Annotated in this window: 29 protein-coding genes; 16 read left to right on the forward strand and 13 right to left on the reverse strand. The window is 56.7% G+C overall.

Annotated elements, in window-relative coordinates:
• Positions 1–24: 24 nt before the first annotated feature.
• From WCX49_RS03110 to WCX49_RS03130, 5 genes are all read left to right on the forward strand, one after another.
• Complete coding sequence (locus WCX49_RS03110; protein WP_345986119.1) at positions 25–993, forward strand: GGDEF domain-containing protein; 969 nt, start codon at positions 25–27, stop codon at positions 991–993.
• 53 nt (positions 994–1046) lie between these two features.
• Positions 1047–2891, forward strand: a complete 1845-nt coding sequence (locus WCX49_RS03115) for a primosomal protein N' (protein WP_345986120.1) — start codon at positions 1047–1049, stop codon at positions 2889–2891.
• Between the two features lie 48 nt (positions 2892–2939).
• Positions 2940–4001, forward strand: coding sequence for a flavodoxin-dependent (E)-4-hydroxy-3-methylbut-2-enyl-diphosphate synthase (gene ispG / locus WCX49_RS03120; RefSeq protein WP_345986121.1), 1062 nt, complete (start codon positions 2940–2942; stop codon positions 3999–4001).
• Positions 4001–5443 (forward strand): replicative DNA helicase, encoded by a 1443-nt coding sequence (locus tag WCX49_RS03125; RefSeq protein ID WP_345986122.1) that lies wholly within the window; start codon positions 4001–4003, stop codon positions 5441–5443. The genes ispG and WCX49_RS03125 overlap by 1 nt, the downstream gene beginning before the upstream one ends.
• Positions 5444–5514: 71 nt before the next feature.
• On the forward strand, positions 5515–6780 hold the full coding sequence (locus WCX49_RS03130) for a ComEC/Rec2 family competence protein (protein WP_345986123.1): 1266 nt from the start codon (positions 5515–5517) through the stop codon (positions 6778–6780).
• Here WCX49_RS03130 and WCX49_RS03135 read toward each other — a convergent pair.
• From WCX49_RS03135 to WCX49_RS03145, 3 genes are all read right to left on the reverse strand, one after another.
• Positions 6685–7566 carry a YihY family inner membrane protein gene (locus WCX49_RS03135; RefSeq protein ID WP_345986124.1) on the reverse strand — a complete coding sequence of 294 codons (882 nt, stop codon included), beginning with the start codon at positions 7564–7566 and terminating at the stop codon, positions 6685–6687. The two genes, WCX49_RS03130 and WCX49_RS03135, sit on opposite strands and share 96 nt — an antisense overlap.
• A 65-nt stretch (positions 7567–7631) precedes the next feature.
• A complete protein-coding gene (locus WCX49_RS03140; protein ID WP_345986125.1) occupies positions 7632–9017 on the reverse strand; it encodes an FAD-linked oxidase C-terminal domain-containing protein in 1386 nt (461 codons plus the stop codon).
• Positions 9014–9823 (reverse strand): plasminogen-binding N-terminal domain-containing protein, encoded by an 810-nt coding sequence (locus WCX49_RS03145; RefSeq protein ID WP_345986126.1) that lies wholly within the window; start codon positions 9821–9823, stop codon positions 9014–9016. The genes WCX49_RS03140 and WCX49_RS03145 overlap by 4 nt, the downstream gene beginning before the upstream one ends.
• A 129-nt stretch (positions 9824–9952) precedes the next feature.
• Between WCX49_RS03145 and WCX49_RS03150 the strand changes: the two genes are divergently transcribed.
• Positions 9953–11167 (forward strand): peptidoglycan DD-metalloendopeptidase family protein, encoded by a 1215-nt coding sequence (locus WCX49_RS03150; protein ID WP_345986127.1) that lies wholly within the window; start codon positions 9953–9955, stop codon positions 11165–11167.
• Positions 11151–12497 carry a magnesium transporter gene (gene mgtE, locus WCX49_RS03155; RefSeq protein ID WP_345986128.1) on the forward strand — a complete coding sequence of 449 codons (1347 nt, stop codon included), beginning with the start codon at positions 11151–11153 and terminating at the stop codon, positions 12495–12497. The genes WCX49_RS03150 and mgtE overlap by 17 nt, the downstream gene beginning before the upstream one ends.
• A 335-nt stretch (positions 12498–12832) precedes the next feature.
• Here mgtE and WCX49_RS03160 read toward each other — a convergent pair whose 3' ends face one another.
• Complete coding sequence (locus WCX49_RS03160; protein WP_345986129.1) at positions 12833–14854, reverse strand: TonB-dependent receptor; 2022 nt, start codon at positions 14852–14854, stop codon at positions 12833–12835.
• A gap of 107 nt (positions 14855–14961) precedes the next feature.
• Here WCX49_RS03160 and WCX49_RS03165 point away from each other — a divergent pair, with 107 nt between their 5' ends.
• Complete coding sequence (locus WCX49_RS03165) at positions 14962–15111, forward strand: hypothetical protein (protein WP_345986130.1); 150 nt, start codon at positions 14962–14964, stop codon at positions 15109–15111.
• Here the strand turns inward: WCX49_RS03165 and WCX49_RS03170 are convergent.
• A complete protein-coding gene (locus tag WCX49_RS03170) occupies positions 15089–16117 on the reverse strand; it encodes an agmatine deiminase family protein (RefSeq protein ID WP_345986131.1) in 1029 nt (342 codons plus the stop codon). The genes WCX49_RS03165 and WCX49_RS03170 overlap by 23 nt on opposite strands.
• 39 nt (positions 16118–16156) lie before the next feature.
• Between WCX49_RS03170 and WCX49_RS03175 the strand changes: the two genes are divergently transcribed.
• Positions 16157–17176, forward strand: a complete 1020-nt coding sequence (locus tag WCX49_RS03175) for an alanine racemase (protein ID WP_345986132.1) — start codon at positions 16157–16159, stop codon at positions 17174–17176.
• 16 nt (positions 17177–17192) lie between these two features.
• On the opposite strand, the gene WCX49_RS03180 is transcribed toward WCX49_RS03175, so the two are convergent.
• The 4 genes from WCX49_RS03180 to ribA are packed head-to-tail and all read right to left on the reverse strand — an operon-like array spanning position 17193 to position 18972.
• Positions 17193–17585 (reverse strand): hypothetical protein, encoded by a 393-nt coding sequence (locus tag WCX49_RS03180; protein WP_345986133.1) that lies wholly within the window; start codon positions 17583–17585, stop codon positions 17193–17195.
• Between the two features lies 1 nt (position 17586).
• Complete coding sequence (locus WCX49_RS03185) at positions 17587–17817, reverse strand: PP0621 family protein (RefSeq protein ID WP_345986134.1); 231 nt, start codon at positions 17815–17817, stop codon at positions 17587–17589.
• Positions 17808–18401 carry a 16S rRNA (guanine(527)-N(7))-methyltransferase RsmG gene (rsmG, locus tag WCX49_RS03190; protein ID WP_345986135.1) on the reverse strand — a complete coding sequence of 198 codons (594 nt, stop codon included), beginning with the start codon at positions 18399–18401 and terminating at the stop codon, positions 17808–17810. The genes WCX49_RS03185 and rsmG overlap by 10 nt, the downstream gene beginning before the upstream one ends.
• A gap of 1 nt (position 18402) precedes the next feature.
• On the reverse strand, positions 18403–18972 hold the full coding sequence (ribA, locus tag WCX49_RS03195) for a GTP cyclohydrolase II (RefSeq protein ID WP_345986136.1): 570 nt from the start codon (positions 18970–18972) through the stop codon (positions 18403–18405).
• A gap of 62 nt (positions 18973–19034) precedes the next feature.
• Between ribA and hemB the strand changes: the two genes are divergently transcribed.
• From hemB to WCX49_RS03210, 3 genes are all read left to right on the forward strand, one after another.
• Positions 19035–20000: a porphobilinogen synthase gene (hemB, locus tag WCX49_RS03200; RefSeq protein WP_345986137.1), complete on the forward strand. Its 966-nt coding sequence runs from the start codon at positions 19035–19037 to the stop codon at positions 19998–20000.
• A gap of 69 nt (positions 20001–20069) precedes the next feature.
• Positions 20070–20990, forward strand: a complete 921-nt coding sequence (gene argF / locus WCX49_RS03205) for an ornithine carbamoyltransferase (RefSeq protein WP_345986138.1) — start codon at positions 20070–20072, stop codon at positions 20988–20990.
• Between the two features lie 81 nt (positions 20991–21071).
• The gene (locus WCX49_RS03210; protein ID WP_345986139.1) at positions 21072–22274 is read left to right on the forward strand and encodes a multiheme c-type cytochrome; all 1203 of its coding nucleotides are present in this window, start codon (positions 21072–21074) and stop codon (positions 22272–22274) included.
• Between the two features lie 20 nt (positions 22275–22294).
• Here the strand turns inward: WCX49_RS03210 and WCX49_RS03215 are convergent, their stop codons facing one another.
• The 3 genes from WCX49_RS03215 to trpS form a co-directional block, all read right to left on the reverse strand.
• A complete protein-coding gene (locus WCX49_RS03215) occupies positions 22295–22504 on the reverse strand; it encodes a hypothetical protein (RefSeq protein WP_345986140.1) in 210 nt (69 codons plus the stop codon).
• A 136-nt stretch (positions 22505–22640) separates the two neighbouring features.
• On the reverse strand, positions 22641–22850 hold the full coding sequence (locus WCX49_RS03220; protein WP_345986141.1) for a hypothetical protein: 210 nt from the start codon (positions 22848–22850) through the stop codon (positions 22641–22643).
• A 98-nt stretch (positions 22851–22948) separates the two neighbouring features.
• On the reverse strand, positions 22949–23914 hold the full coding sequence (gene trpS / locus WCX49_RS03225) for a tryptophan--tRNA ligase (protein ID WP_345986142.1): 966 nt from the start codon (positions 23912–23914) through the stop codon (positions 22949–22951).
• 139 nt (positions 23915–24053) lie between these two features.
• Here trpS and raiA point away from each other — a divergent pair, with 139 nt between their 5' ends.
• The 4 genes from raiA to hemJ are packed head-to-tail and all read left to right on the forward strand — an operon-like array spanning position 24054 to position 25921.
• Positions 24054–24383 carry a ribosome-associated translation inhibitor RaiA gene (gene raiA, locus WCX49_RS03230; protein WP_345986143.1) on the forward strand — a complete coding sequence of 110 codons (330 nt, stop codon included), beginning with the start codon at positions 24054–24056 and terminating at the stop codon, positions 24381–24383.
• A gap of 5 nt (positions 24384–24388) precedes the next feature.
• Complete coding sequence (gene trxC, locus WCX49_RS03235) at positions 24389–24820, forward strand: thioredoxin TrxC (RefSeq protein WP_345986144.1); 432 nt, start codon at positions 24389–24391, stop codon at positions 24818–24820.
• Positions 24821–24852: 32 nt separating this feature from the next.
• Positions 24853–25476 (forward strand): hypothetical protein, encoded by a 624-nt coding sequence (locus WCX49_RS03240; RefSeq protein ID WP_345986145.1) that lies wholly within the window; start codon positions 24853–24855, stop codon positions 25474–25476.
• A gap of 10 nt (positions 25477–25486) precedes the next feature.
• Positions 25487–25921 carry a protoporphyrinogen oxidase HemJ gene (gene hemJ, locus WCX49_RS03245; RefSeq protein ID WP_345986146.1) on the forward strand — a complete coding sequence of 145 codons (435 nt, stop codon included), beginning with the start codon at positions 25487–25489 and terminating at the stop codon, positions 25919–25921.
• Here hemJ and WCX49_RS03250 read toward each other — a convergent pair.
• Positions 25918–26853, reverse strand: a complete 936-nt coding sequence (locus WCX49_RS03250) for a hypothetical protein (RefSeq protein WP_345986147.1) — start codon at positions 26851–26853, stop codon at positions 25918–25920. The genes hemJ and WCX49_RS03250 overlap by 4 nt on opposite strands.
• Positions 26854–26955: the final 102 nt, after the last annotated feature.

The following is a 26955-nucleotide window of genomic DNA, read 5'->3' on the forward strand; positions in this document are numbered from 1 at the left end:
GAGTTTAAATAAAGGTTATAAAGAATGCGAAAAGAGTGGTCAGCCCTTCGAGTAACTTTTATCCTTTATTTTGCTATTTTAATTATTCCGGTAAACATATTTTTCTTTTATTCATTGGTTGAAAGCAGTAAAGAAGATACGGATGTTGTTCGACAAATTGGTGAGATTGGGTCGACGATACAGCGCCTTGCTCTGCTTGATGCATACGATGAGAATGTGGCACTGGTGAACCGTGTTGACGAAGCCATGGACGAAATCAAACCGTGGTTCTCGCGGCAAGAGCAGATCGAATACAATATCCGCGCACGCACGCCTGCCGAACAGTTTGAAGGGTTGGTTGGCTGCTGGCATCAGTTTAAACGTTCACTGGAAGGTCATGCGGAGCATATGACGACCATGCAACATGCTGCAGCATGTTGGGATAAAAGCCAGTCACTTCTATTCGTCACAGGAAAAATTTCCGATTTAAAGAAAAACACAACGATCAACATGATCTATTTCAGCTTGACATTGAGTATGTTGATGCTGGTGGCCCTTGTGTATTTGGTGCGGGTCTATATCCATTTGCAAGAAAAGAAACATGCGGTATATGATCTTGAGACAAAACTGTTTAACAGACAATACTTTGATGCGGAATTAAAGAAATTTTGTGCTGAATCGCTGCGACACACGCATTCTCTGAGCGTACTCTGTTTCCGTATTGAAAACTTTGCACTGCAAGAAAAGAATAGGGATAAACAGCACCTGTCCACAAAGGTAGGTGGGATTTTTAATGCCAATGTACGTGAAAGCGATACTGCCGCACGCTGTACATTGGACGCTTTTGCATTGATCCTGCCAGAGACTGATCAGGAAGGTGCAGGAATACTTCGATCACGTTTGGAAGAGAAACTTGCTTCAGAAGATTTGAATTTTCAAACGATGTTATTCACGAATGATGAAAAAGAGTGTTCGATATTTGAAGCCGAAATTGAACACTATCTACGAGCTTGATATTAGGCTGATTTTGTCGTATCTATTTATTACAACTGAAGTGATATGCTGACGTGCATTATTATGATGTAGCACTGTTGGGTTCGCCTTTAGGTGCTTTGACCTATCATAGTCGCGACAGGGTCGAACCTGGCTTCAAGGTGACCGTGCCGCTTCGTGAAAATGAACGAGACGGGGTTATTTTAAATGAGTCCCGGCAGCATCGTGATGACACAGCTGCTCTTCTTGGGGTGACGGAACTCTTCTTCAGTACGCAGCAGTTACAGTTTGCCCGTTTTATTTCAGAATACTATTTCGCCTCAATCGGAGAAGCCTTAAGCTTATTCGTTCCGTTTCGCCTGAATGGGATCGATATTGATAGAAAACCTCATTTTCTAGAGGGTGAATTCCTGCTCTCACCGGTACAAGAAAAAGCATTCCATTTTATAACGTCCTATCCGGTTTCCCTCCTTTTCGGCGATACCGGATCAGGAAAAACCGAAATTTACATGAAGTATTTCGAAGAGATGCTTTTACAGGGGAAACGTTCACTATTCCTGATGCCGGAAATATCGTTGACACCGCAGATGCAGAAACGGCTGGAAGCGCATTTCGGGGATGCCGTGGTGATGTGGCATTCGAAGCTGACGAAGAAGCAGAAAGAGAAGGCACTGGAGAAGATACGCAGCGGTGAAGCGGGTATTGTCGCCGGGCCCCGATCGGCACTTTTCCTTCCCATTGAGGATCTGGGTCTGATCGTTGTCGATGAAGAGCACGATGACAGTTACAAGTCCTCATCGCGTCCGAGGTACCATGCCCGTGATATGGCGATCTACTACGGCAAACTCCTCGATATCCCCGTGGTGCTCGGCAGTGCCACCCCTTCACTGAGCTCCTATGTCAAATTTCCCCATTACAGGCTCAAAGGGGGACACTTCCAGAGCGAACGGGTTTTCGAGTTTGAAGCCCATACCGAGGGGATCACGCTGAAGATCGAATCGGCAATCGAGGCGGTCGTGGCCCAGAACGAACAGGCGATGCTCTTTATCCCGACCCGGGCGAACTTCAAGTATCTCATCTGCAGCAGCTGCGGCTATACCTACGAGTGCCCCTTCTGCAGTGTCGGGATGAGCGTGCACCGTTACCGGCGCCAGGTGCGCTGCCACTACTGCGGGTATGCAGAGGCGATCCCCCAGCACTGTCCCGAATGTAAAACGGGCGATCTCGCCAGTTCGCGCCTGGGCACGGCGGAGGCGGTCGAATATTTCCATGAACAGAAGCCCGAGTGGCGTGTAGCGCAGTTCGACCGGGACAAGATCACGACGCAGAAAAAGCTCAAGGAGCTGCTGCACGCCTTCAACGAACACGAGATCGATCTCCTTGTCGGCACCCAGATGCTCTCGAAGGGGCATGATTACCATGCCGTGACTCTGGCGGTCGTCCTGGGACTGGATAACCTACTCAGCCTCAGTGATTACCGTGCGCGGGAACGTGCTCTCTCGCTGCTGCTGCAGATCGCGGGGCGCAGCGGCCGCAAAAAAGCGGCACGTGTCATTGTCCAGACCTTCAATGCCGAGTTCTTTTCCGCCTATATCGACGGCTATGAGCGTTTCTTGGAAGAGGAGAAGCTTTTCCGCGAAGGGATGTACCCGCCCTACAAGAAACTGTGCCGGGTACTCTTTGCCTACAAAAAAAGTGAGACGGCCGAAGCGGCGATGCGGCAGATGGAAACGGGGCTCAGAGCATTTAAGAGTGTTGAGATCGTCGGCGCGGACAAGGCGCCGATTGAAAAGATCGCGGGGAAATACCGCTACCAGATCCTGCTGCGCGCCGATAAAAGTACCGAACTGATCCGCGCGATTAAAGCGACCAAGGTCCCGCTGGCTGAAATCGACATGGACCCCATCGAGTTCGGGTAATATCGTTTCAAAAGCTCAAACTAACGCCCATCTGGCTAAAATCCCTCTATGATTAAGCGCTATCCCACGAAACAGATCTATGTCGGAAACGTCCCCGTCGGCGGGGATGCGCCCATCTCCGTTCAGTCGATGACCTACAGCCGTACCCGCGACGTTGAAGCGACGGTCGAGCAGATCAACCGTCTCCACTTTGCGGGGTGCGACATTGTGCGTGTCGCCGTACCGGATATGGAAGACGCACTGGCGCTCAAAGCGATCAAGGAGCGGATCTCGCTGCCGCTTGTCGCCGATATCCATTTCAACTACAAACTGGCCCTTGTCGCGGCGGAAGTCGTCGACTGTATCCGCATCAACCCGGGCAATATCGGTGAGCAGAGCCGGGTGAAGGATGTCGTCAAAGCCTGCCGGGAGCGCAATATTCCGATCCGTATCGGTGTGAATGCCGGCAGTCTTGAGAAACAGTTTGACGCAAAGTACGGCCAGACGGCAGAGGGGATGGTCGCCTCGGCGGAGTACAACATCAAATTCCTCGAGGACCTCGGTTTTACGGACATCAAGGTCTCTCTCAAGGCCAGCGACGTACAGCGCACTGTCGAGGCTTACCGGATGCTGCGCCCGAAGAATAACTACCCCTTCCACCTGGGCGTCACCGAAGCGGGGACGAAGTTTCACGCGACAGTGAAGAGCGCCATCGGTCTGGGTGCCCTGCTGCTCGACGGGATCGGTGACACGATGCGGGTCTCCATCACCGGCGAGCTCGAAGAGGAGATCAACGTCGGCCGTGCGATTCTCAAGGATTCCGGCGCGGCGGGGGAGGGGCTCAATATCATCTCCTGCCCGACCTGCGGACGGATCGAGGCGGACCTGGTGAGCGCGGTGGACGAGATCGAACGCCGGACCAAGCACATCAAGGCCCCGCTCAATGTCTCCGTCATGGGCTGTGTCGTCAACGCCATCGGCGAAGCGCAGCATGCCGACGTCGCGATTGCCTACGGCAAGGGGAGCGGCCTGGTGATGGTTAAGGGCGAAGTCGTCGCGCGCTTGGAGGAGAAGGATCTTGTGGACAAGTTTGTCGATGAAGTCGAGAAGATGGCGGAGGGGAATGAATAATGGAAGAGAAACTCTACAACCTCGCGTTTGAAAAAGCCGTTCTCAGTTCCATCATCTTCGAGCCTTCCCAGTTCGAGGAACTCGAAGCGATCCTGAAGCCGGATGATTTTTACCTGCCGGCCCACAAGGATATCTACGGCGCTATTGTCTCTCTCACCCGACGTGACGAGCCGATTGACGAGGAGTTCATCCGCAAAGAGCTCAATGCGAAGAAGAAGTTCGACGAGAACGTGATGCTCGAGATCCTCTCGGCCAACCCGATCTCGAATACGGCCGCCTACGTCAGAGAGCTGAAGGACAAATCCCTCAAGCGCCACCTGCTGACCCTGACGACGGAGATCAAGAAAGTTACGCTCGAAGAGGAGCTGCCCAGCAGCGACGTCGTCGACATGGTCGAGAAAAAGCTCTACGAGATCACCCAGGACTCGCAGACGAGCGATTTTAAAGATGCCGAGTCGGTGACGATCGATACGATGCGCTACATCGAAGAGATGAAGGCACGGGGCAACTCCGTGCTCGTCGGCGTCGATACGGGGTTCGCGGAACTGAACAAGATGACGACGGGTTTCGGTAAGGGGGACCTTGTCATCGTCGCGGCGCGTCCGGCGATGGGGAAGACCTCCTTTGCGCTCAATATGGTGCAGAACCTGCTCAAAAAGGGCAAAGGGGTTGCCTTCTTCTCCCTGGAGATGCCGGCAGAGCAGCTGATGCTGCGTCTGCTCTCGGTCGATACCTCCGTACCGCTGCAGAAGCTGCGCGTGGGCGATATGAACGACGAGGAGTGGACACGGCTCGGCCAGGCGGTCGAGCGGATGCAGTCGAGCAAGCTCTTTGTCGATGACCAGGGCTCTGTCAACATCAACCAGCTCCGCTCCCGCCTGCGCAAGCTCAAGGGGCAGCACCCCGAGATCGAGATGGCCGTCATCGACTATCTGCAGATCATGAGCGGGACCGGGTCGCGGGACCGCCACCTGGAGGTCAGTGAGATGTCGCGGGGGCTGAAGATGCTCGCACGTGAACTGGAGATGCCGATCGTCGCGCTCTCCCAGCTCAACCGCGGCCTGGAATCGCGTAACGACAAGCGCCCGATGCTCAGCGATATCCGGGAATCCGGCTCCATCGAGCAGGATGCCGACATCATCCTCTTCGTCTACCGCGACGATGTCTACCTCTACAAGGAGGAGAAAGAGCGCGAAAAGGCCGCGAAGGCCGAAGGCAAGGAGTTTACGCCCACCTACGTCGAGAAAGAGGAGGAAGAGGCCGAGATCATCATCGGCAAGCAGCGTAACGGCCCGACGGGCCATGTCAAGCTGCTCTTCCAGAAGCGGCTGACCCGTTTTATCGACATGCCGACCTACAATGCGACGGAGATCGTGTACGAGAATGTCGATACCTCGAGCGCCCAGATGGATGTCGGCACTGTATCGATGCCGACGATCTGACACGCCGCAACCGCTCCTTTCGCTTCAAAAAGATTTGATAGAATAGCTATACACTAAAATAGTTATTCTATATGAAATTAGAACCGCCGCAACTACTGGCTTCTAGACAGGAAGTCGAAGTATTTCTTGGTCTCGTATTCCTTCTCTTCATCATTTCCCTTTTGGGAGAGTACCGCACGTACCGGCAACTGACCCGTTTTGACGATGCAGTCGTAGCGGCAACCGTTGAGCAGCAGTACATAAAACGCAAGGAGGGAGGGGCCTACCAGGTCTTGAAACTGCGCAGTAAGGCAGGAGCCCCCTTTTTTATCACGGTTCCGACGGCCCTGCGGGACCTGGAGGGATATGAAGTCCGTGTCTGGCTGAAAACGGACCGGTTGGATTTTTGGCACTATCTGGGCGGTTTTTTTGCCTACGGGGCCATCGACGCGGTACTGCCGCAGCGTCAGTGGAAGTTCCGGGCGGGGGAGTGGATTGAAAGCCAGCACACCGAAGTACGGAGCGGCGCACTCTTTGCCGCCCTCTTTACGGCGACACCGCTGCCACCGAATCTGCGCGAATCGCTGGCGCGTTTGGGGATCAGCCACTTGCTGGCGATCAGCGGCTTTCATCTGGGGCTGCTCAGCCTCTTCCTGTTTACGCTGCTGCGTTTCCCCTACCGCTACTTTCAGACACATCTGTTCCCCTGGCGCAATGCCCGCCGTGACCTCTTTTATATCGCTGCCGCCGTACTCTGGGGCTACGCCCTCTTTCTGCATTATCCTCCGTCGGTACTGCGTGCGTTCGCGATGATGCTGATAGGATTTATCCTTTATGACCGCGGCCTCCGGATTCTCTCCTTTCAGACCCTCGGCATTGCGGTCGTTTTGCTGATCGCCTTCTGGCCGCGGCTGCTCTTCTCCACCGGCTTCTGGCTTTCGGTCGCAGGTGTTTTCTATATTTTCCTTTTTCTGCAGCGTTTCGCCGACCGGGGACGGCTCTTCACCTTTGTGGGCATTCATCTCTGGGTCTACGGGATGATGCTGCCGATAGCGCTGGCGCTTTTCGGAACTTATTCGGCGCTTCACCCGCTCTCGGTGCTTTGGACGATGGCGTTCATCCTCTTCTATCCGCTGGCGCTGCTGCTGCACGCCGTCGGACTGGGGGGCGTCCTCGACAGCCTTGTCGTCCGGATTCTGGAGCTTCCGGCGACCCCGGTTCATATTGAAGTGGGAGTGTGGTTCTTGGCTGTCTGGATAGGGCTAAGCCTGCTTGCGCTTCCATTCAAGACGGTCAAAATGCTCCTGCCCCTTCTGGCCGCGGCGGTATTTGTAGGCGCGGTCTATCAGGTAGCATAGTTTGAGGCCGTAGACGAAGATGATCCATGAGGTGTAGATCCAGATAAAGGTAAAGAGGACAATCGAAAAGGAGCCGTAGACGGTCGTATAGGTCTTGTTGTAAAAGATGTAGTAGACGAAGCCGTTCTTGGCCAGTGTCCAGACGGCAGCGATGATAAAGGAGGTGATGAAGGCGGCTTTGGTGTCGACGTTGGTGTTGGGCGAAATCTTGTAGATGATGAAAAAGAGCATCCAGACGATGATGTAGGGGAAGATGCTCACCAGGTTGAACCATGCCGTCGCTCCGTATTCGCCGAGCACGGCGGCGGCCCGGGTCGAGAGGTAGATAGAGAGACCGAAGGCGATCGGGCTGAGTGTCACCAGGGTCCAGTAGGTCGTAACGGACTGCCAGATGGTGCGGCGCTTGGTATGGAAGATCTTGTTGACGATGTATTCGTAGTTTTCGAAAAAGAGCATGGAGGCGACGACGATCATCAAAGAACCGACGACGCTGAGCTTGACGGCGTTGCTGAGAAACTCGTCGATATACTGGGAGATCTGTTCGGACTGCACGGGCAGAAGGTTCTCGATGAGAAAGGCCTTCAGATCCGCGTAATACTCCTGGAAACTCGGCATCGTCACCGCGATGGAGAGAATGATCATCAGCAGCGGGATGACGGTGAAGATCGTGTAGAAACTGAGGCTCGAAGCGTAGTAGGTCAGCTCGGAGTCGAGGAGCTGGTTCCAGTAGTAGCGGGCATGCCGCTTAAAGCGTTTCCAGGAGTAGCGGTGGATGTTCTCTTGCATACGAAGATTGTAGCACAAAGCGCTTTACGGAAGCGGTGCACGGGGAGTGCACCGGGGGAGGCGGTTTAGTCGAGCCCCATCTTGTTCGGGTTGAGGATGTTATTGGGGTCGAAGGCTTTCTTGATCGCTTTGAAGAGATTCATCTCCTCGTCGGTGAAGGCCATGCCCATGTAGGGGGCTTTCGCCAGGCCGATACCGTGTTCGCCGCTCAGCGTCCCGCCCATGTCGATGGTGGCCTGAAAGACCTCCTCGATCGCCTTGTAAGCGATTTTGACCTGTTCGGGGTCCTTGCCGTCGACCATGACGTTGGTGTGGACGTTCCCGTCGCCCGTATGGCCGAAGCAGGGGATGTTGATGTTGTATTTGTCGGCGATGGCGTAGAACTTCTCGAGCAGTCCCGGCAGGGCGGAACGGGGGACGGTGACGTCCTCGTTGAGCTTCTTGCTGCCATAGACGGCGAGGGACTGGCTGGCATTGCGGCGTGCGAACCAGAGGTCGGCCGCTTCGGCCTTGTCTTTGGCGATAACGAAGTCCGAACAGCCGTTCTCGCGGAAAACCTTCTCGATCTGGGCGAGCTGGAAATCGAGGTCCGGCTCGAGGTTACCGTCGACGTCGGTGACCAGGATGGCGCCCGCATCGACGGGCAGGCCCTTGTTAAAGGTCTGTTCGACGGCACGGATGGTGAGGTTGTCGAGGAACTCCATCGCAACCGGGGTGACCCCCGAGGCCATCGTTTTATAGACCGCTTCCATCGCTTCGGTGACGGAGGGGAAAACCCCCATCGCCGTCTTCGTCATTTTCGGTTTGGCGATCAGCTTGAGGGTCACTTCCGTCGTGACGGCGAGGGTCCCCTCGGAGGCGATCAGGATCCCCGCGATGTTGTAGCCCGCGACATCCTTGATGGTCCGTTTGCCCGCCTTGACAACATCACCGTTGGGGAGTACGGCCCTGATGGCCATGACATAGTCCTTGGTGATGCCGTATTTGGCCGCACGCATCCCGCCGGCGTTCTCGGAGACGTTGCCGCCGATGGTGGAGTAGTCCTGGCTGGCCGGGTCCGGCGGGTAGAAGAGGCCGACGGCTTCGACGGCACGCTGCAGGTCCATGTTGATGACCCCCGGCTGCACGACGGCGACCATGTTCTGCATGTCGATCTCGAGGATCTTATTCATGTGCTTTTCAAACGCGAGGACGATACCCCCGTGGCTCGGGAGCGCGCCGCCGGTAAAGCCGCTGCCGGCCCCGCGCGGCACGATGACGATGCCGTGCTCGTTGCAGTAGCGCAGGATATCGCTGACATCCTGCTCGTGGCGCGGGAAGAGGACGGCGTCGGGTTCGAACCGTTCGCGGGTCGCATCGTAGGAGTAAGCGAGGAGGTGCGCTTTGTCGCTGTAGATATTGTCGTCGCCGACGACGGCGGCAAAGTGCTGCAGGTGCTTGGGATCGATCATGGCTGGCCCTTCAGGTCAAATTCGTCTAATAATTGCTTATCGGCGCTTGGATGCGACTGAATAAAGTCGTATAGTTTGCGCGAATGCGGGTTGTTTTCAACGAGCAGTTCAAGGTAGTAGGGTTCATAGGCGTCCAGTCTGCCGCTGCCGCTGCCGAACCAGTTGGCGTCGATCTCCTCGACACGGGTGTAAAAGGGGAGCTGCGGCGCTTCGTAAGCCAGCCCGGCCGCGGTGAGCTGCAGCAGGCTCAGGCTCTGGCAGTCCACGGTGAAGAGGCTGTCGTCGAGGTAGAGAAAGAGCAGCCCGGTCGTCGCGACGGTACAGAAGCCGGAGAGATCCTCTTTGAGCGGGGTCGGGTGCCCGCGGTAGGAGAGGTAGGTCGCCAGGGTGTCGGGGTGCATCCACTCGACGCTTTTCAGCTGCTCCGTCAGCTTCAGGTAGGTGCTGCGCGTCGGAGCGATCAGGATGCCGCGGGTATAGGCAAAGGCGAGGATAACCTCGTCCCCCGCCTTGGGCTGCCACTCGCCTTTGGGCAGGGAGTTCTGCTGCAGGCCGCTGTATTCGGAAAAGGCGACGGTCAGCACTCCTGCCGTCTCGTCATACGCCTGGGCAACGGCACTGGCGATGATCGCGCTGTGTTCCGGCGTGAAGTGGCGGACGACAAAACCGCTGACGCCCGGTTCGACCCGGGCCGTTTTGATCGTACCGGTCTCTGTCCCTGCCGAAACAGTCTCGAGGGTAAGGTGCAGTTCGCCGGCATGGAGAACGCCAAAAAATAACGGGAGAAAAAAGAGCAGTCTGATCACTGAATACCTTGCATGCTAAATGGGAAAAAATTATAGCCTAGCCTTGATAAATGGGCTCTTTATACGCTTTAGAGCTGGGCTTTAGCACGAATCTGCTACCCTTTCACATCCGTTGGATGGAGGTGAGGTTTGGTTCGGGTCTTTTGGCTGCTTTTGGCGCCCCTGGTGCTGTTGGCATCGTCGGTGGAAACCTACAAATGGAGCGAGGGTGAGAGTTACCTGATGTTCCTGGAGCGCCTCCATCTTCCGCAGGCACTTTATTACGATATCGACAGCGACGACCAGAAGCTGACGGAGGAACTCCGCAGCGGCATCCCCTACCAGGTGATGCATGACCGCAACGGCACCATCGAACAGGTGCTCATTCCCGTTTCCGACGAACTGCAGCTGCATCTTTACCGCAAAGACGGGGGCTTCGCCTTTGAAGCAATTCCGGTAATCGCTTCGACCAAGCGCGAGTCGATCTCGCTTTCCATCGAAAACTCCCCCTACTACGATATCCTCAAAGCGACCGGTTCCCGCTCACTGGCGCATGCCTTCGTCGCGGGGTTCAAAAACTCCCTCAACTTCCGCCGCGATCTGCGCAAGGGGGACAAGCTCGTGATGGTCTATACGCAGAAGTACCGTCTCGGAAATCCGTTCGGCATGCCCGAGCTGCTGGTCGGCATGGTCGAAATGCGGGGGAAACGCCACTCGGTCTACCTCAACAGCGACGAACGCTACTATGATGAAAAAGGGCGCCAGGTCGAAGGGTTTCTGCTCTCGCGTCCGGTCCGCAGCGGCCGTGTGAGTTCCGGGTTTACGCTGCGCCGATTCCACCCGATCCTCAAACGCTACCGTGCCCACCTCGGGGTGGATTACGCCGCGCCGAGGGGCACACCTGTCGTGGCTGCCGGCAGCGGAACCGTTATTTTTGCGGGTCGCTCGCGCGGGTACGGCAATCTTATCAAGGTCCGGCATGGGGACGGGTATGTGACGCTGTATGCCCACCTGAAGGCTTTCAGACGCGGTATCCGCAGCGGCAAACCGGTCAAGCAGGGGCAGGTGATCGGCTACGTCGGAAGTACGGGGCTCTCGACGGGTCCGCACCTGCACTTCGGACTGTACAAGAACGGCCGTGCGATCAACCCGGCCCGCGTGGTCCAGGTGACGACAAAACAGCTCGGCGGCAAAGCGCTCAAAGCTTTCAGGGGTGAAATGGCACGCCTGGATGCGCTGGTCGCCGATGTGATGGTGCATCCGCAGGAGGCCGTCAAGGTCGAGACGATCGACAACGCCTGCTACATCGATCCCGAAAGCTGCCGTCCGCTGAAGAAGGGGGAGAACAATGAAACACATCAGTGAGATCAAACACGCGTTCGACCAGTTTCTGCTGGGCAAATCGGAACACCTTCCCCACGCCAGCGAGATTTCGTACCTGCTTAAAAACATCCACCAGGAGAGCCCGGAAGATTTCCGCGGGATGCTGGGCCGGATCCCCCAGGATGTCCGGGGGGAGGTCCTGCTCGAACTGCCCGAAAAGCTCAAAGAGGATGCGATCGAGCACTACTCCAGCGATGAGCTGGCCGAGGCGGTCGAAGGGCTGGATTCGGATGATGCGGCGGAACTGATCGAGGACATCGTCGATTTCGACGAAGACAAGTCCGAAGCCGTTTACGAGCAGCTCGACGAGGAAGACCGCGAAGACATCGACAAGATCCGCAGCTACGAGGATGACCAGGCCGGCGCCTGGATGCAGACGGAGCTCTTCGAGGCGACGCTCGACGAGACGGTACGCATCGCCATCGCACGGCTCAAACACCTGAAAGAGGAGGGGGAGCTGGAAAATGTCCACCAGCTCTACATCGTCAACGACGAACACCGGCTGGTGGCGACCGTCGCCCTGGAAGACATGATCCTGATGGATTTCGAGCAGACCTTCCGTGCGCAGCTGACGACGAAAGCGTTCCGTTCGGTCAAGGCGACCGATGACATTGACGAGGTTGCGACGATCTTCGAACAGTACGACGTTGCGGTGCTGCCGGTCGTCGACCATGAAAGCCGGCTGGTGGGGCGGATCACCTCGGACGACATCTACGACGTCATCGAAGAGCGCGCCACCGAGCAGATCTATAACCTCGCCGGGGTCAACGACGAAGTCGAACAGGAAGAGGGCATCAAGGGGGTCTTCAAGAACCGCGCCAGCTGGCTCTTCGTCAACCTGCTTACGGCCATTCTCGCCTCGGCGGTCATCGGCCTTTTCGATGCGACGATCGCGGCCTACGTTCCGCTGGCGATCCTGATGCCCATCGTCGCGTCGATGGGGGGCAATGCGGGCACCCAGACCCTGACGGTCATGGTGCGCCAGATGGCGCTGGGGGATATCGAGTTCGGCAACGCCAAGTCGGCGCTCTACAAGGAGATCGCCGTCGCGCTGCTCAACGGCCTGCTCTTTGCCCTGATTATGGGGCTGATCGCCTGGGCATGGTTCCAGCTGCCGCTGCTGGGGATCGTCATCGGTATGGCGATGATCATCAACCTCTTTATCGCCGGTTTCTTCGGCGCCTCCATCCCCCTGCTGCTCAAGCGCCTCAACATCGATCCGGCGGTCGGCTCGACCGTTTTGCTGACGACGGCAACGGACGTCTTCGGCTTCTTCAGCTTCCTTGGACTGGCCAAGGTCATTCTGCTCTGATCATTCCTTTCTTCCTATCTGTAGAACGAATGTTTTTGTTCCCCTTCTTCTTTGCACCCCAGGGTATCCTCTCTTGAGGCTGCGCCTCAATTCACCTTGTCTTGTGCAAAGCAGAAGCCAAACCGGGAAGAAGAAAGTACAAAGGGCTGGCGCCTTCGGCAACATCCAACCATTAATTATCCGCTCGATCCGCTAATGACCATTTCGGATTTGACCTTTCAACCGAAGTAAGACACGCTGTTTTTCAGGGAAAAGTTAAAGATACAAGGTGCGGTTTACTTGTGTATGCTCGAGGGAACTGGGCCCGCCGCAGAGGCGGACACAGCGTCAGTGTTTTAGAATTTGTATGAGACGTTGGCGTAGTAGTAGCGGCCCGGCTCGTTCAGCAGCATGACGTCGCCCGTAGGGTCGAGGCTGAGGAGCGTCAGGTCTTTATAGGTGTTGGAAACGGCATAGGTCGCGTTGAAGACATTGTCGACGCCGAGGATCAGACCGAAGTTGCGGTTGATACGGTGATCGACTTTGAGGTTCATGACCGCCCAGGCACCGATGGCCTGTTCGCCGTTTTCCGCATCGTAACGGTCCCATTGGTGCGCGGCGACCCCTTCGATGGTCGCCATACTGTCGTCACGATAGTTCCAGTTGAGGGCCAGGTGACCTTTGAGCGGCGGGATATCGGCGAGGTTGGTGCCGTTCTGGTCTCTGAGCGCACTGTCTTTTTTGCCGTACTGGTATGCCGCACCGAAGTCGACATAGACAGCATCGCTTGCATACCATGTCCCTGCCATTTCGGCACCCCAGATCGTGGCATCCACGTTCTCGAAATTGTTCTGGGTGATCGTCGGCGTCGCGTTGAAATAGATGTAGTTTTTCAGGCGGCTGTAGAAGAGGCGCGTCTTCAGGTTGAAATTGCTGTAGGTGTTCGTCATCCCGAGGTCGGCTTCGTAGTTCGTCGTCTGGTCAAGATCGGGCGTACCGACGATCATGCCGCTTTTCTGGAAGTAGAGCTCGCGGGCATCCGGAACGCGCGAAGCCATACCGATGCCGCCGAAGAAGCCGAGGGTCTCCGTCACGCCGTAGTCGGCAAAGAGGTTGAGGCCGACGGAGGTGTAGTCGTTGTCCTGCAGGGCGGGATTGCCCGAGGTGATGGCCGTATCGTCATAGCGCAGTCCCAGTTTGTAGGCGGCGTTGCGATAGCGTTTTTCCAGTTCGGCGAAAAAGGCGACGTTGCGGGTGTCGGCGTCGTTGATGCTGGGGCCCATATAGGTGCCGTTCATGTCATAAGCGCCGTCCCAGTTGCGGAGGCTGCCGTCGAGTCCGAAGGTAATATCCATCGTATCGGAAACGGCCGTCGTGTTTTTGAGGGTCGCCCCCTGGATCGTGGAGGTGAGGTGGTTGGTCATCGTCCCCATCATCGCGGAGGATTTGCGCCATTCGGTCCACATCGGGTGGTCGACGTAGGAGTAGTAGTAGGTCGCGCTCAGCTCCTTGGACCAGCTTGCCAAATCTGTGGCAGCGTACTGGACGTTGTAGAGGTCGGAGTTGTCGTAGCGGGCGTCCATCCCGGAGTTGGGGTAGAGGACACCGTCACTGCGGTTGCCCGTATAGCCCAGGCGCAGTTCCTGGTTTTCGGCCAGGTTGACAAAGAGTTTCGCCATCACGGAACGTTTCGCGTAGGCGCTGCGGTCGCGTTCGGACGGCAGGTATGCGTTCGGGGCTTTGGCGGTACCCGCGGCGACGGCGTTGTCGATCTGCTCGGCGAAGGTATTGCCGCTGCCGTCCTCGTACTGACCGCTCCATTCGCCCGAGACGCCGATCAGCGCGCGGACCGTATCGTTCCCGCCGGTGAGGGTGCCGGCGACTTTCGAGTAGCCGAAGCTGCCGATGCCCGCGTTGAAGTTGCCGTGAACCCCTTTTTCCGGCTGGACGGTGTCGACGGTCACGAGTCCGCTGAGGGTCCCGGCGTGTTCGACGTCATACGGTCCTTCGACCACGCTGATCGAGGAGATGTTGTTCGTGATGACATGCGAGGTCGGCGGGTCCATGCGGTTGGGGCAGGCGCCGTAGATCTTGCCGCCGTCGACGATGACGTTGATGTTGTCGCGCTTCTGGCCGCGGAGGATGATGTCGTTCGCGATACCGCTGCGGCGTACCAGGGTGATGCTCGGCACCTGTTTGGCCAGTGCCTCGGCGGTGTCGGCGGATTTGATCTCTTCGGTGTTGACGTCGCTGAGCGATGAGCTTTCGACGACGATGCCGCCGAGCGTCGCCACGCCGCTCTCTGTCACGTTGTTTTCCGCAGCGTCATTCGCAAGCAGCGCGGCCGCCGCGAGGGAAACCAGTAGCGTTTTCTTCATTTTTATCCTTCATTCGATTGCATTCAAAACCACAAATACTAGAGAAAAAGTGTTAAGGGGGTGTTAAATTGCCGCGGCGGATCGGCGGGTGCGTTACAATGGCGCTCATGAATGCAAAAACGAAACAGATCATCAAAATTATCCTGCTGCTCGCAGGGTCGGGTTTCTTCCTTTTTCAGGGCTTTTCGCTGCTCTTTACCGAGCAGGAGGTGACGCCGGAGAAGGTCGAAGCCGTTATTGGGGGCAGCGCAGAGTAACGCAGGCGGGGAACTGCATCGTCACGCAGTGCAGCGAACCGTGCTGGCGGATCAGGATGCTGCAGTCGATGCCGATGATCTCCCGGCCGGGGAAGAGCGTTTTGAAAACGGCCAGCGCCTCGTCGTCATGGGGGTCGTTGTAGACCGGGACGAGGACGGCGCCGTTGATGATGAGGAAGTTGGCGTAGGTCGCCGGCAGCCGCTCGTCCTCGAAATAGATCGCATCGGTCATCGGCAGCGGGACGAGGGTGAAGGGTTCGCCGCGGTCGTTACGGAGTTCCCGGAGCTCCTGTTCCATCTTTTGCAGGGCGTCGAAGTGCTCGTCGGCGGCATCCGTGCACCGGACGTAGCAGATGGTGTCGGCGTCGCAGAAGCGGGCGAGGGTGTCGATGTGGCTGTCGGTGTCGTCCCCGGCGAGGTAGCCGGAGGTCAGCCAGAGGGTCCGTTTGACCCCCAGGGTCTCGGCAAGGACGGCCTCGATCTCCGCACGGCCTGTCAACGCGCTGTTGCGGTTGGGGTTCAGGAGACACTCTTCGGTGACGAGCAGCAGCCCCTCCCCGTTGCTTTCGATCCCGCCCCCTTCGAGAATAAAACGGTGTGAAGCGACCGGTGCGCCGTAGTGCTGCGCGATCGCCGCGGTCATCGCACTGTCTTTGGCCGCTTCAAACTTGCCGCCCCAGCCGGTGAAAACAAAGTCCTGGATAAGGCATCCCTCTGTTGTCTCGACGGTAATGCCGCTGCAGTCCCGCGCCCAGGTGTCATCGGTGTCATACTGTACGAAATGCAGGTTCGTCCCCGGAGCGACGTAGCGCTGCACCCGGGCGATGTCGTCACAGACGATCAGGCAGGGCTGGAAACGGGCGACGCCTTCGGCGATACGGGCAAAAGTTTGGCACGCTTCGTCGAGGTAGGGCGCCCAGTCACTGTCGGCGTGGGGAAAGATCAGCTGGACAAAGGATTGGGGTTCAAACTCCGCAGGGAGACGTTTTACGTGATAGGTTTGCATCTTCTCTTCAACATTCAATTTATGACATTATAATGTCGTATGGCTTTTATCACCCTAGACCGCAAAGCGTTCCACCACAACCTTAACATGATCTCGAAACAGCTGCAGAGCCGTGAGAAAATCGCACTCGTCCTCAAGGATAACGCCTACGGGCACGGCTTAAAGCAGGTCGCGCAGATCGCAAGCAAATACGGGATCGGGCGGGCCGTCGTCCGCACGATCGAAGAGGCGGAACAGGTCCGGGACAAATTCAACTATATTCTCGTTCTCGCGGATATGCCGGCGGTGCTGATGCCTGCTTACTGCTTTACCATCAACGCGATGGAGCAGATCAAGAGTTTTCCCCCCGGAAGCCGGGTGGAGCTCAAGGTCGATACGGGAATGCACCGAAACGGCGTCCCGCCGCACCTGCTGCACCACGCCTTTGAAAAGATCAGCAAGAACGGATTGAAACTCGAGGGGGTCTTTACCCACCACCGCAGCGCGGACGAGATGGGGAGCGAATATTTCTGGCAGCGCCACACCTTTGAAAGCGTTAGACGCGAAGCGCTGATGCTGGCCAAACGCTACGGCTTTCCGAGGCTCCGCTTCCACTCCGCGAACTCCGCCGCGACCTTTAGAAGCCATGAAGGGCACGATGACATGGTGCGCGTCGGTATCGCGGCGTACGGCTGCCTGGAGATGCCGCAGGCTCTGCCGCAGCCGGACCTGCTTCCCATCCTCTCGCTCTGGGGCGAAAAGATCTCACAGCGGCGCCTGAACCAGGGCGAACGGGTCGGATACGGCGGGTGCTTCGGCGCCGACCGCCAGATGCAGATCAGCAATTACGATGTCGGGTATGCCGACGGGCTGCTGCGCACGGCATCGAACCGCTATACCGCGCCCGGCGGCGAGATGCTGCTGGGGCGCGTCTCCATGGATAACTGCAGTTTTGCCAGTGATGCGGAGCAGCTGCTCATCTTCGACGATGCCCGCAGCTACGCGGCCGCGGCGGGGACCATCTCGTATGAAGTCCTGGTCGGGCTGAATCCCCGCCTGCCGCGCAAGATCATCGAATAGCGCGATGCCTCACTGTCTAAGCGGTGACTTTGATCACCGCTTCGGCGAATATGACCCCGTCAATTCCTTCATAGGCCATCGCTTCCATCTGCTCCTCATCCTCGATATAGGTCAGGATTTTGGCATCGAAAAGATAGGTTTCGGCGACTTTCTGTACCGAACGCGCCAGGGCCGGGTCGACCAGGATGAAGCGTGCCCCCGCGTTTTCGGCGAAGAGGGCGTCTTTGACGGAGGCGGCTTCGAGGGCAAACGGGATGCCGTTCGCACCGCAGTAGGCGACGAGGTCGAGGTTCGCCGCGCCCCATGCGAAAAGCACGGTGCTGCCCGGCGGCGTCGATGCGATCGCTTCGGGGCCGTCGATGTGGTAGAAGGATTCCGATGCCAGATGGGGGTGACCGAAGATCAGCATCTCAGGCTCCTTCCATGCAGCTTTTCGAACAGTAATATTTCCCCTCTTTGATAAAGGCTTCCTTGACGCTGACGAAGACGCCGCACGCTTCGCACGGTACCATCGTGTCGTCGTCGCTCTTTTTCGCGGCGCTGTCGGACTTCGGCTGCTTCGTTACGGGGGTGCTTTTTTTGAAGAAGATGAAATAGACGGCGGCGATAACACCGAGGATGAGAAGGATTTTCAAGAGCATGCGGTCTCCTTGGGCGGGTTAATGAGAAGGTAGTGCCGCTCATCGGTTTCGATGATACGGTAGGGCAGATCTTCCGGGACTTCATTATAGACGTTCTCGCCTTTGTAAAAGAGGAGCATCGTCTCCGCATCCCGGTAGGGGGCGCTGAGGTTCAGGAGCATCCCGGTGTCGGTGACGGCCCGCGAGGTGATGAGGTCGAAGCGCTGGTCGGGAAGCGCCTCGACGCGGCAGTTTTCCACGGTGACGTTTTCCAGTTTCAGCGTCGCTTTGACGAACTGCAGAAACCCGGCCCGTTTCTGCAGCGGTTCGACGAGCGTCCAGTGTGTCTGGGGCTGTGCCATCGCGAGGATCAGTCCGGGGAACCCGGCTCCCGTGCCGATATCCATCGCCGTCGCAACCGGCGGCAGGAAGGTGACGGGATAGAGGGCGTCATAGAGGTAGTACTCGATCGTCGCGGCGTCTTTGTAGCCGCTGAGGTTGTGGATCTTGTTCCACTGCAGCAGAAGATCGCGGTAGCGCTCCAGGTGGGAGGCGAGATAAGAGGGGGCATCGGGCAGGGTGGCGATCTTCTGGGCGAATGTCATGTTAAATGAGGTGCCCCATCTGCTCTTTTTTGACCTGAAGATAGTTCTCGTTGTGCTCGTTGGGGTCGATGACGATGGGCAGCCGCTCGACGATCTCAACCCCCTCCAGCGCATTGATCTTCTGCGGGTTGTTGGTCAGCAGGCGGATCTTCGTAATGCCGTAGTGGGCCAGGATGAACTGGACCATCTCGTAGGTGCGTTCGTCGGCCGCAAAGCCCAGCTGGTGGTTGGCGGCGACGGTGTCGAACCCTTTATCCTGCAGCGCATAGGCGTTGATCTTGTTGAGCAGGCCGATATTGCGGCCCTCCTGGCGCAGGTAGATGACGATGCCGCCCTCTTTTTCGATCATGTTGAGGGCGAAAGCCAGCTGGTCACCGCAGTCGCATTTGAGACTGCCCAGGGCATCCCCGGTGAGGCACTCGGAGTGGACCCGCACGATCGGGGTCTCGCCGAAGGGTTCCCGCAGGATCGCCAGGTGCTCTTTATAGCCCTGCTTGAAGGCCTGGACTTTGAACTTCCCGAAACGTGACGGGAGGTTGGCAACATCAGAAATTTTTATATTTTGAAGCAAAAACAGTTCTTTAACGATGGAATTGTTACAATGCGATTATAGCAAAATTGTCAAGGGTAAACATGTTCCAACGTTTCCGCCGTAACCGGCTCAACTCTCACCTGCGTGCTTTGGTGCGCGAATACCACGTCCGTGCGGACGATTTCATCTATCCTCTTTTCGTGCGTTCGGGCGAAGGCATCAAGAGCGAAGTGGCGTCGATGCCCGGCGTCTACCAGATGAGTATCGACGAAGCGATCCGGGAGTGCGAGACGCTCAAGGCGCTGGGGATCTACTCCATTATCCTCTTCGGGATCCCCGACGTCAAGGACTCCGTCGGCTCCGATGCCCTGGATGAGAACGGCATCATCGCCACGGCCGTCAAGGCAATCAAACGGGCCCACCCCGAGATATTCGTCGTCACCGACCTCTGCTTCTGCGAGTACACTGACCACGGCCATTGCGGTATCATCGACCATGTACACGAAACCGTCGACAACGATGCGACGCTCGCCATCTCCGGCCAGCAGGCGATCGTCCATGCCCAGGCGGGCGCGGACATGATCGCCCCTTCGGGGATGATGGACGGGATCATCGAGACCCTGCGCACGGCACTCGACGGCAACGGCTACGAGAACCTCCCGGTGATGAGCTATTCGACGAAGTTCGCCAGCGGCTACTACGGCCCGTTCCGTGACGTCGCCGAATCGACACCGTCGTTCGGGGACCGTGCCACCTACCAGATGGACCCGGCCAACCGCCGCGAGGCGATCGCCGAGAGCATCGCCGACGAGATGCAGGGGGCGGACATCCTGATGGTCAAACCGGCCCTGGCCTACCTTGACATTATCCGCGATATCCGCGAAGCGACCTCCCTGCCGCTCGCGGTCTACAACGTCAGCGGCGAATACGCCATGCTCAAGCATGCCGGCAAAGCCGGGCTGATCGATTACGAACGGGTGATGATGGAGACGATGCTGGGCTTCAAACGCGCCGGTGCGGACATCATTATCAGCTACCACGCCAAAGAGGTGGCGGGGCTGCTGTAAGCTTTTTCACACTTTACGCTATAATGGGCGCTTTCATTCCGGGGAGACCCGTTACGCCGTGAGCAGACAATGCGACACTTTTTAACCCTCAGAGATTACACGAAAGAGGAGATCCTCTCCATCATCGACCTCGGACTGCAGATCAAGTCCGAGTGCAAACGCCGCGAGCACAAGCCCTACCTGGACAAGCAGACGCTGGCGATGATCTTCGAGAAGAGTTCGACACGGACCCGCGTCAGTTTTGAGACCGGGATCTACCAGCTCGGCGGACAGGGGCTTTTCCTCTCCAACCGCGACATCCACCTTGGCCGTGGCGAACCGGTCAAAGATACGGCCCGCGTCATCTCCTCTATGTGCGACATGGTGATGATCCGCACCTTTGAGCATAGCATGCTCGAAGAGTTTGCCTCCTACTCAAAAGTCCCCGTCATCAATGGCCTTACCGACAGCTACCACCCGGTGCAGCTTCTGGCGGATTATATGACGATGATCGAACACGGCCAGGCGGAGAACCCTGTTGTCGCCTATGTCGGCGACGGCAACAACATGACCCACTCCTGGCTGATGCTCGCCGCGAAGCTCGGGTTCGAACTGCGGGTCGCGACGCCGAAGGGGTACGAGGTGGATGCTGCGATCCTCGAAGATGCCCTGGCGATGGCCGCGCAGAGCGGTGCCGTCATCAAGGTCGGGAACGATCCGGAAGAGGCTATTGCCGGTGCGACGGTCGTCACCACGGACACCTGGGCCTCCATGGGGCAGGAAGACGAGAAAGAGCAGCGCATTCGCGATTTCGCCGGCTACATCGTCGACGAAGCGAAGATGGCGCTTGCCGGGCAAGATGCGATCTTCCTGCACTGTCTGCCCGCCTACCGCGGACAGGAAGTGAGCGCAGAGGTCCTCGAAGGGCCGCATAGCGTCATCTTTGACGAGGCGGAAAACCGCCTGCATGCGCAAAAAGGATTGATGGTCTGGCTCGATCGGGCACGTTAAAATCTGTTTAATTGACTTTGGTGCTCCTTCACCCTATAATAGTTTTAATCATAATTAAACTGTTAAAAAGGGACCAAGGTCATGAAACGTTTTGCCGCGACTCTCCTGACGTTTGCCGCTATCGGCGCCTCACTGTATGCTACGGAGGCTGCCCCCGAACTGAACTCTCAGTACCACGACTCTAGCAAGTGTAAAGCCTGCCACGCCACCATTGTCAATGAATGGGCCGGTTCCTATCACGCCAAATCACATTATAAACATGACGAGTACCTTCGCCAGTCGATGGAGTACTACGCGCGTAAAACGCGCAAACCGATCAACGCCGTCAAGGTCGAGTGTGCCGCCTGCCATAACCCCCGTGTTGCCGTGACAAAAACGGATATCAACTACCAGATCGACGTTCTGATGGGACTGGATGAAGGGAGCGAGGTCAATGCCGCGGTCAGCGACAGTGCGCTCTCCGAGGGGGTCAACTGCCTCGTCTGCCACAATGTCGACAGCATCAAACACGATCTTCCCGCGGACAAGCGCGGGGTGCACCGAATCCAGTGGAACCCGGTCGGTATCATGAGCGGCCCGATCGAGGACGCGAAGTCTCCGTATCATAAGACGCAGTACCGCGATTTCTTCGGCAAAGACCCCAAGCAGCTCTGTTTCGTCTGCCACGCCAATGACCGTTCAACGGAGAACTTCGTCTTTGCGAACACGCAGAATGAGTACAAAGATACGAAAAAACAGTGTGCCGACTGCCACATGAGCCCGAAAAAAGAGGGATTTGCATCAAACCTCCCGATCGACAACGGCAAACCGAAGAAACGGATGGTCCGCGAGCACGGGTTTGTCGGTGCCCATACGAACTGGCTCTGGCAGGATGCCCTGGGGATTGAAGCGAAAAAGAGCGGGGACAGCTTTATCGTGACGCTCACCAATGAGAACCCGCACAATATCCCGACGGGATTCGGTGCAAGGGAGCTGATCCTCGACGTCATCTACCGCAGCGGCTCGAAAGTGATCGAGACCAAGAGTATTTCGATGACCCAGCACTATACGGATAAACGCGGCAAGCCGACCATTCCACACCTGGCGGCATCCGCGACCGAGGATATGTCCGTACCGGCACGCGGTACCAAAACCTTCAAAGTCCCGATGGTCAAGGGAACAGGGCAGGTGACATTCGAACTCCACTACCGTTTGGTGAATGATGAGATCAGGTCACTGCTGGAGCTCAAACAGCCGCAGTGGAGCGAGAAGAAGTTTATCAACCGTACGACTATTAGGCTCTAAAGCGGGACCGCTGATCCCGCTTAGCGGTTGATGAGTTTGATCATCACCTCGTCGTCCGCCGTATCGGCAGGACGAAAGAAGTGTTTCCCGCAGAACTGATCGTTGATCGTTCTGCACAACCCTTTCGCATAGATCATCGCGGCATCTTTGGTCTCAAACGACATTTCCGAATCAATGTTTCTCGCATCTTTAAAGCAGCCGCACTCTTTTTCCAACTTTACCGTCACCATTGTTCTTTCCTTTTCGTGTGTTTTACAGAGATAAAACTGCGGATGCATCGGCTGTTCTACTGCGATGACAACGAGAAGGAATTCAGGCGTTGTAACCGGAAATATGCGGTGAATGGAAGGGGGTGTGATGAACGGCTTAGCCGTTCATCGCGAGGTTGATTGTCATTTCGTTTTCTGCTGTTTCGGTGACGCGGAAAACGTGTTTCTGGCAGAAGGTTTCGTTCATATCCGCACAGAGTTCCTGGGCATACATGAGGGCATCATCTTTGCTCTCAAAGGTTTTGACCGCTTCATAGTCCGAACGTTTGAAGCAGCCGCACTCTTTTTCCATTTTAACTGTGATCATTTTTCTATCCTCAATAAAATTCAGGAGCAGCATTCTACAGGCGATGGTTTAAGGAGGAGTAAAAATTTGCAGTCAGGTCGCCCGGGGTGGGCGCGGCGTCAGTAAGCGGCGCCGGTGACGCTGCGGACCTTCTCCGTGATCTCGCGGGCGGCTTCACTGGCCTTGGCCGCACCGGCTTTGAGGATATCGCGGACCTCGTCCTGGTGCGCCTCGTAGTAGGCGCGCTTTTCGCGGTAGGGGCGGAAGTGTTCCCAGATGACTTCGGCCAGGTAGAGCTTGAAGTGGCCGTGCCCTTCGCCGCCGCGCTCGTAGCGCTCCTGCAGGGCGAGGCACTCATCCTCGTCGAGGAAGAGTTTGGCGATATTGTAGACGTTGCATCCGCGCCACTCTTTGGGCTCCTCCATCGGGACGGCTTCGGTGACGATCTTTTTGATCGTCTTGAGCTGCGCCTTCTCGTCGCCGAAGATATTGATCGTGTTGCCGTAGCTTTTGCTCATCTTCTGGCCGTCGATGCCCGGGACCGTCGCCACGTTTTCGTCGACGCGGAATTCGGGCAGCTTCAGGATGTCGCCGTAGGCATTGTTGAAACGGATGGCGATATCACGCGCGATCTCGACGTGCTGGATCTGGTCTTTGCCGACGGGAACGACATCGACGTCGTAGAGCAGGATGTCCGCGGCCATCAGCACCGGGTAGGCGAAGAGGCTGTGGTTGGCGGAAATGCCTTTTGCCACCTTGTCTTTGTAGCTGTGGGCACGCTCGAGCAGTCCCATCGGGGTGAAGGAGGAGAGAAACCAGTAGAGCTCGAGGACCTCTTTGACGTCGCTTTGGACCCAGAAGGTCGATTTTTCCGGGTCGATGCCCAGGGCGAGAAAATCGGTGGCGGCCTGCATCGTCAGTTCAGAGAGGCGTGCACCGTCCTGGACCGTCGTCATGGCGTGATAGTTGGCGATAAAGGCAAAAACCTCGTTCTCCGCCTGCGAATCGACCATGGCTTTGATCGAGCCGAAATAGTTGCCGATATGCAGGTCACCGGAGGGTTGGATGCCCGTAAAAACTCTCATTGTTTCTCCTCTTTTAGTCGCGGCATTATAGCGTAAGAGGTTGAAAAGGGGCGCAGCGCCCCTTGGACGGCGGAATAGTTGATATCAATTTAGATATCTTCTGTTATACTTTTTTTATCCCAAAAAAAAAGGATTTTCGATGAATACTCCTATTCGCACAAAAGATATTACTCTGACGGACAACACCCGCGACCACGTTCAAAAAGCCAAAGAACAGTTTATGAAATTCGGACTCGATATTACGACGATCAATGTGCTTCTGAGCAAAGTGAAAAACGGTGTTGAAGCGGAATTTGACATTCATATCGCCCACAACACGCCTGTCGTCATTACACAGCAGGACGACGATCTCGATGCAGCGATCGATATGGCCGTAGAGCGCGCGAACAAAGCGCTCCGCCGTCTGCATGACAAACTCAAATCCCACCGCGGCCCCGGCCTGAAAGATCTCGAGGTCCAGGAAGCCTAAGGGTCATGGAAAAGCGCAAAGTGGTCTGCCCCCACTGCGGGCAGGTCAATGCCGTCCCGGTCAAAGAGACCTATGCCAAGGCCAACTGCGGCCACTGCAGACACTCCCTGCTCGATACGAAACCCATCGCCCTCGATCCAAGCGCCTTCGACAACCAGATCGCCAACAGCGACATTCCGGTCATCGTCGATTTCTGGGCACCGTGGTGCGGCCCCTGCCGCATGATGGCCCCGGCGTTCGAGGAAGCGGCCTCCTCCTTCGTGCTGAAAGCCCGCTTCGCCAAGGTCAATACGGAAGAGCAGCAGGCACTGGCATCGCGCTTTCATATCCAGTCCATCCCGACGCTGATCGCCTTCAAAGGGGGGTGGGAAGTCGACCGGGTTTCCGGCGCCCTCAGCGCCGAGCAGCTCCGGCAGTGGGTCGGACGTTTTCTCTGATATAATGCTGCCCCATGAAACGGGGCATGACATTGAAATTACTTCTTCTACTTCTTTTTACCTTGACACTGGCAGCGGCAGACAATAATGTGACCGGCGATGAGCGTGAATGGTCCGTACGCGTCGGATACGGTTTTTCCGATGAGAGCGACCTGGGGGAGATCATCTCCATGATGGGCGACCAGCACCCGGCGGGGACCTCGGCCGGCGGCGTCGAACTGGGCTACCGCTTTTCGCAGGAGACCTGGGGACTGCCCATTGATTTTTACCTCAAAGGTGGCGTAAACCGCTTCTTCGAGAACGGCCATCAGCCCGATTTTATGGAAATGACCATCTATATCAAGGCCTACTGGAACTTCCGGCCGTGGGAGCGGACGATCCGTCTGGGCTTCGGCGAAGGGGCCTCCTACGCCTGGGGTATCCCCTATGTCGAGAAGCTTGAGGCCCAGGCCGAGGGCGATCACAACTCCCGCTTCCTCAACTACCTCGACGTCTCGCTCGATTTCGACCTGGGGCGTATGGTCGGCTACCGGCCGCTTTACGATACCTATGCCGGGTATGCCCTCAAGCACCGGTCGGGCATCTACGGCGCGATCAACGGCGTCCGCCGCGGCGGATCGAACTACAACCTTTGGTATGTCGAACACAACTTTTAGGAGTCTATAGATGGAATATTACACTTGGATACTCGCCTTTCACGTTATGAGCCTTATCAGCTGGATGGCCGTGCTGTTTTACCTGCCGCGCCTCTTTGTCTACCATACCGAACATGCCGGAAATGCCGGCTTCGTCGAGGTCGTCAAGATCCAGGAATACAAGATCTACCACTATATCGGTGTGCCCGCGATGTGGGCAACGATCCTGAGCGGCGGGGCGATGATCGCACTGAACCCTTCGCTGTTCCAGAGCGGCGGCTGGCTGCATGCGAAACTGACGGCGGCCCTGCTGCTGATCATCTACCACTTTACGCTTGGACGCTACAAGAAGCAGCTGGCCGAGGGAACATGCACCAAAAGCGGGAAGTTCTTCCGCGCCTACAACGAAGTTCCGACCCTGCTGATGATTTTTATCGTCATCATGGTCATTATCAAACCTTTCTAATCCTGCAGGGCCTCCGCCTCGGCGAGGCAGGCAAGTCCGAAAGCCTCCGCATCGGTTGTAGGGTCATATTCCAGGGTCTGAATGCTCCGAAGATGATCACTCTCGAGAATATGCTGCAAACGCTCCGTCAGGGGGGTGAGGTCCGCGATACGGGTATGCGGCGTCAGCAGTGCGAACGAAACGGCTGAGAGCCGAAAGAGTTTTTCTTCCCTGCGGCAGCTGTTTTGCATATCCGTGACCAGCCGTTTCAGGCTCCTTCCGCGGACGGCATCTTTGGCAAAGACCATCACAACGACGGAAAGCGGCGCATGTCCGCGCTGTGTATCCAGCGCATGTACCGTACACTCCTCGATGAAGGCTTTGGCATTGTAGAGCCCGGTCTGGAGGTCTACGGACTGATGCCCCTCCAGATCGACACGGACATACCGGTAGATGAGGTAGAAGAGGTAGAGGATCAGCAGCGTGCCGAAAAGCCCGAGCATAAAGAGGGTGTTGAGCAGGCGTTCGCTTTTTACTTTCATGACATTATTCAGATCGAAGAGTGCATGATTGCTGTGCAGCAAGCAAAGCTCTCCCCCTTCTTTCAGCGTTTCATCCGTCGTACCTGATGTCATTTTGATCGTGTCCCAACATGCTCTCATAGCGCCATAGCTTCTCGCTAGAGTCACTTCGGTCTTGTCTGGGTTCAAGAGGGCGGGATAGAGCGCTTCAGTGGAGAGAAAGGCCTCGTCAATTTCCGACGCTTCCCTGCCATTTTCTACCCCATTGTTGAGATAGAGCTGCATGGAACCATCGATTAATATGAGGCGCTTGAGCAGTACTTCATCATTCTCACGCTTGTCGAGCTGGTAGGAGACGGTGAAGTATGCAAGCGGCAGCAGTAACACGAGCATGACGGTAAAAACTGCCAAAAAACTGGACCAATTTTTCACATACGCTCCTTTTTGATGGATTGTAGTGGAAATAACTAAAAATTATTATGCCATATTTGACTGTTTGTGGGCTGCTTTCACCTTGGAACGCCAGAGAGGTCT

Origin of the sequence: Sulfurimonas sp. HSL-1656, assembly GCF_039645585.1 — a bacterium.
GTDB lineage: Bacteria > Campylobacterota > Campylobacteria > Campylobacterales > Sulfurimonadaceae > Thiomicrolovo > Thiomicrolovo subterrani.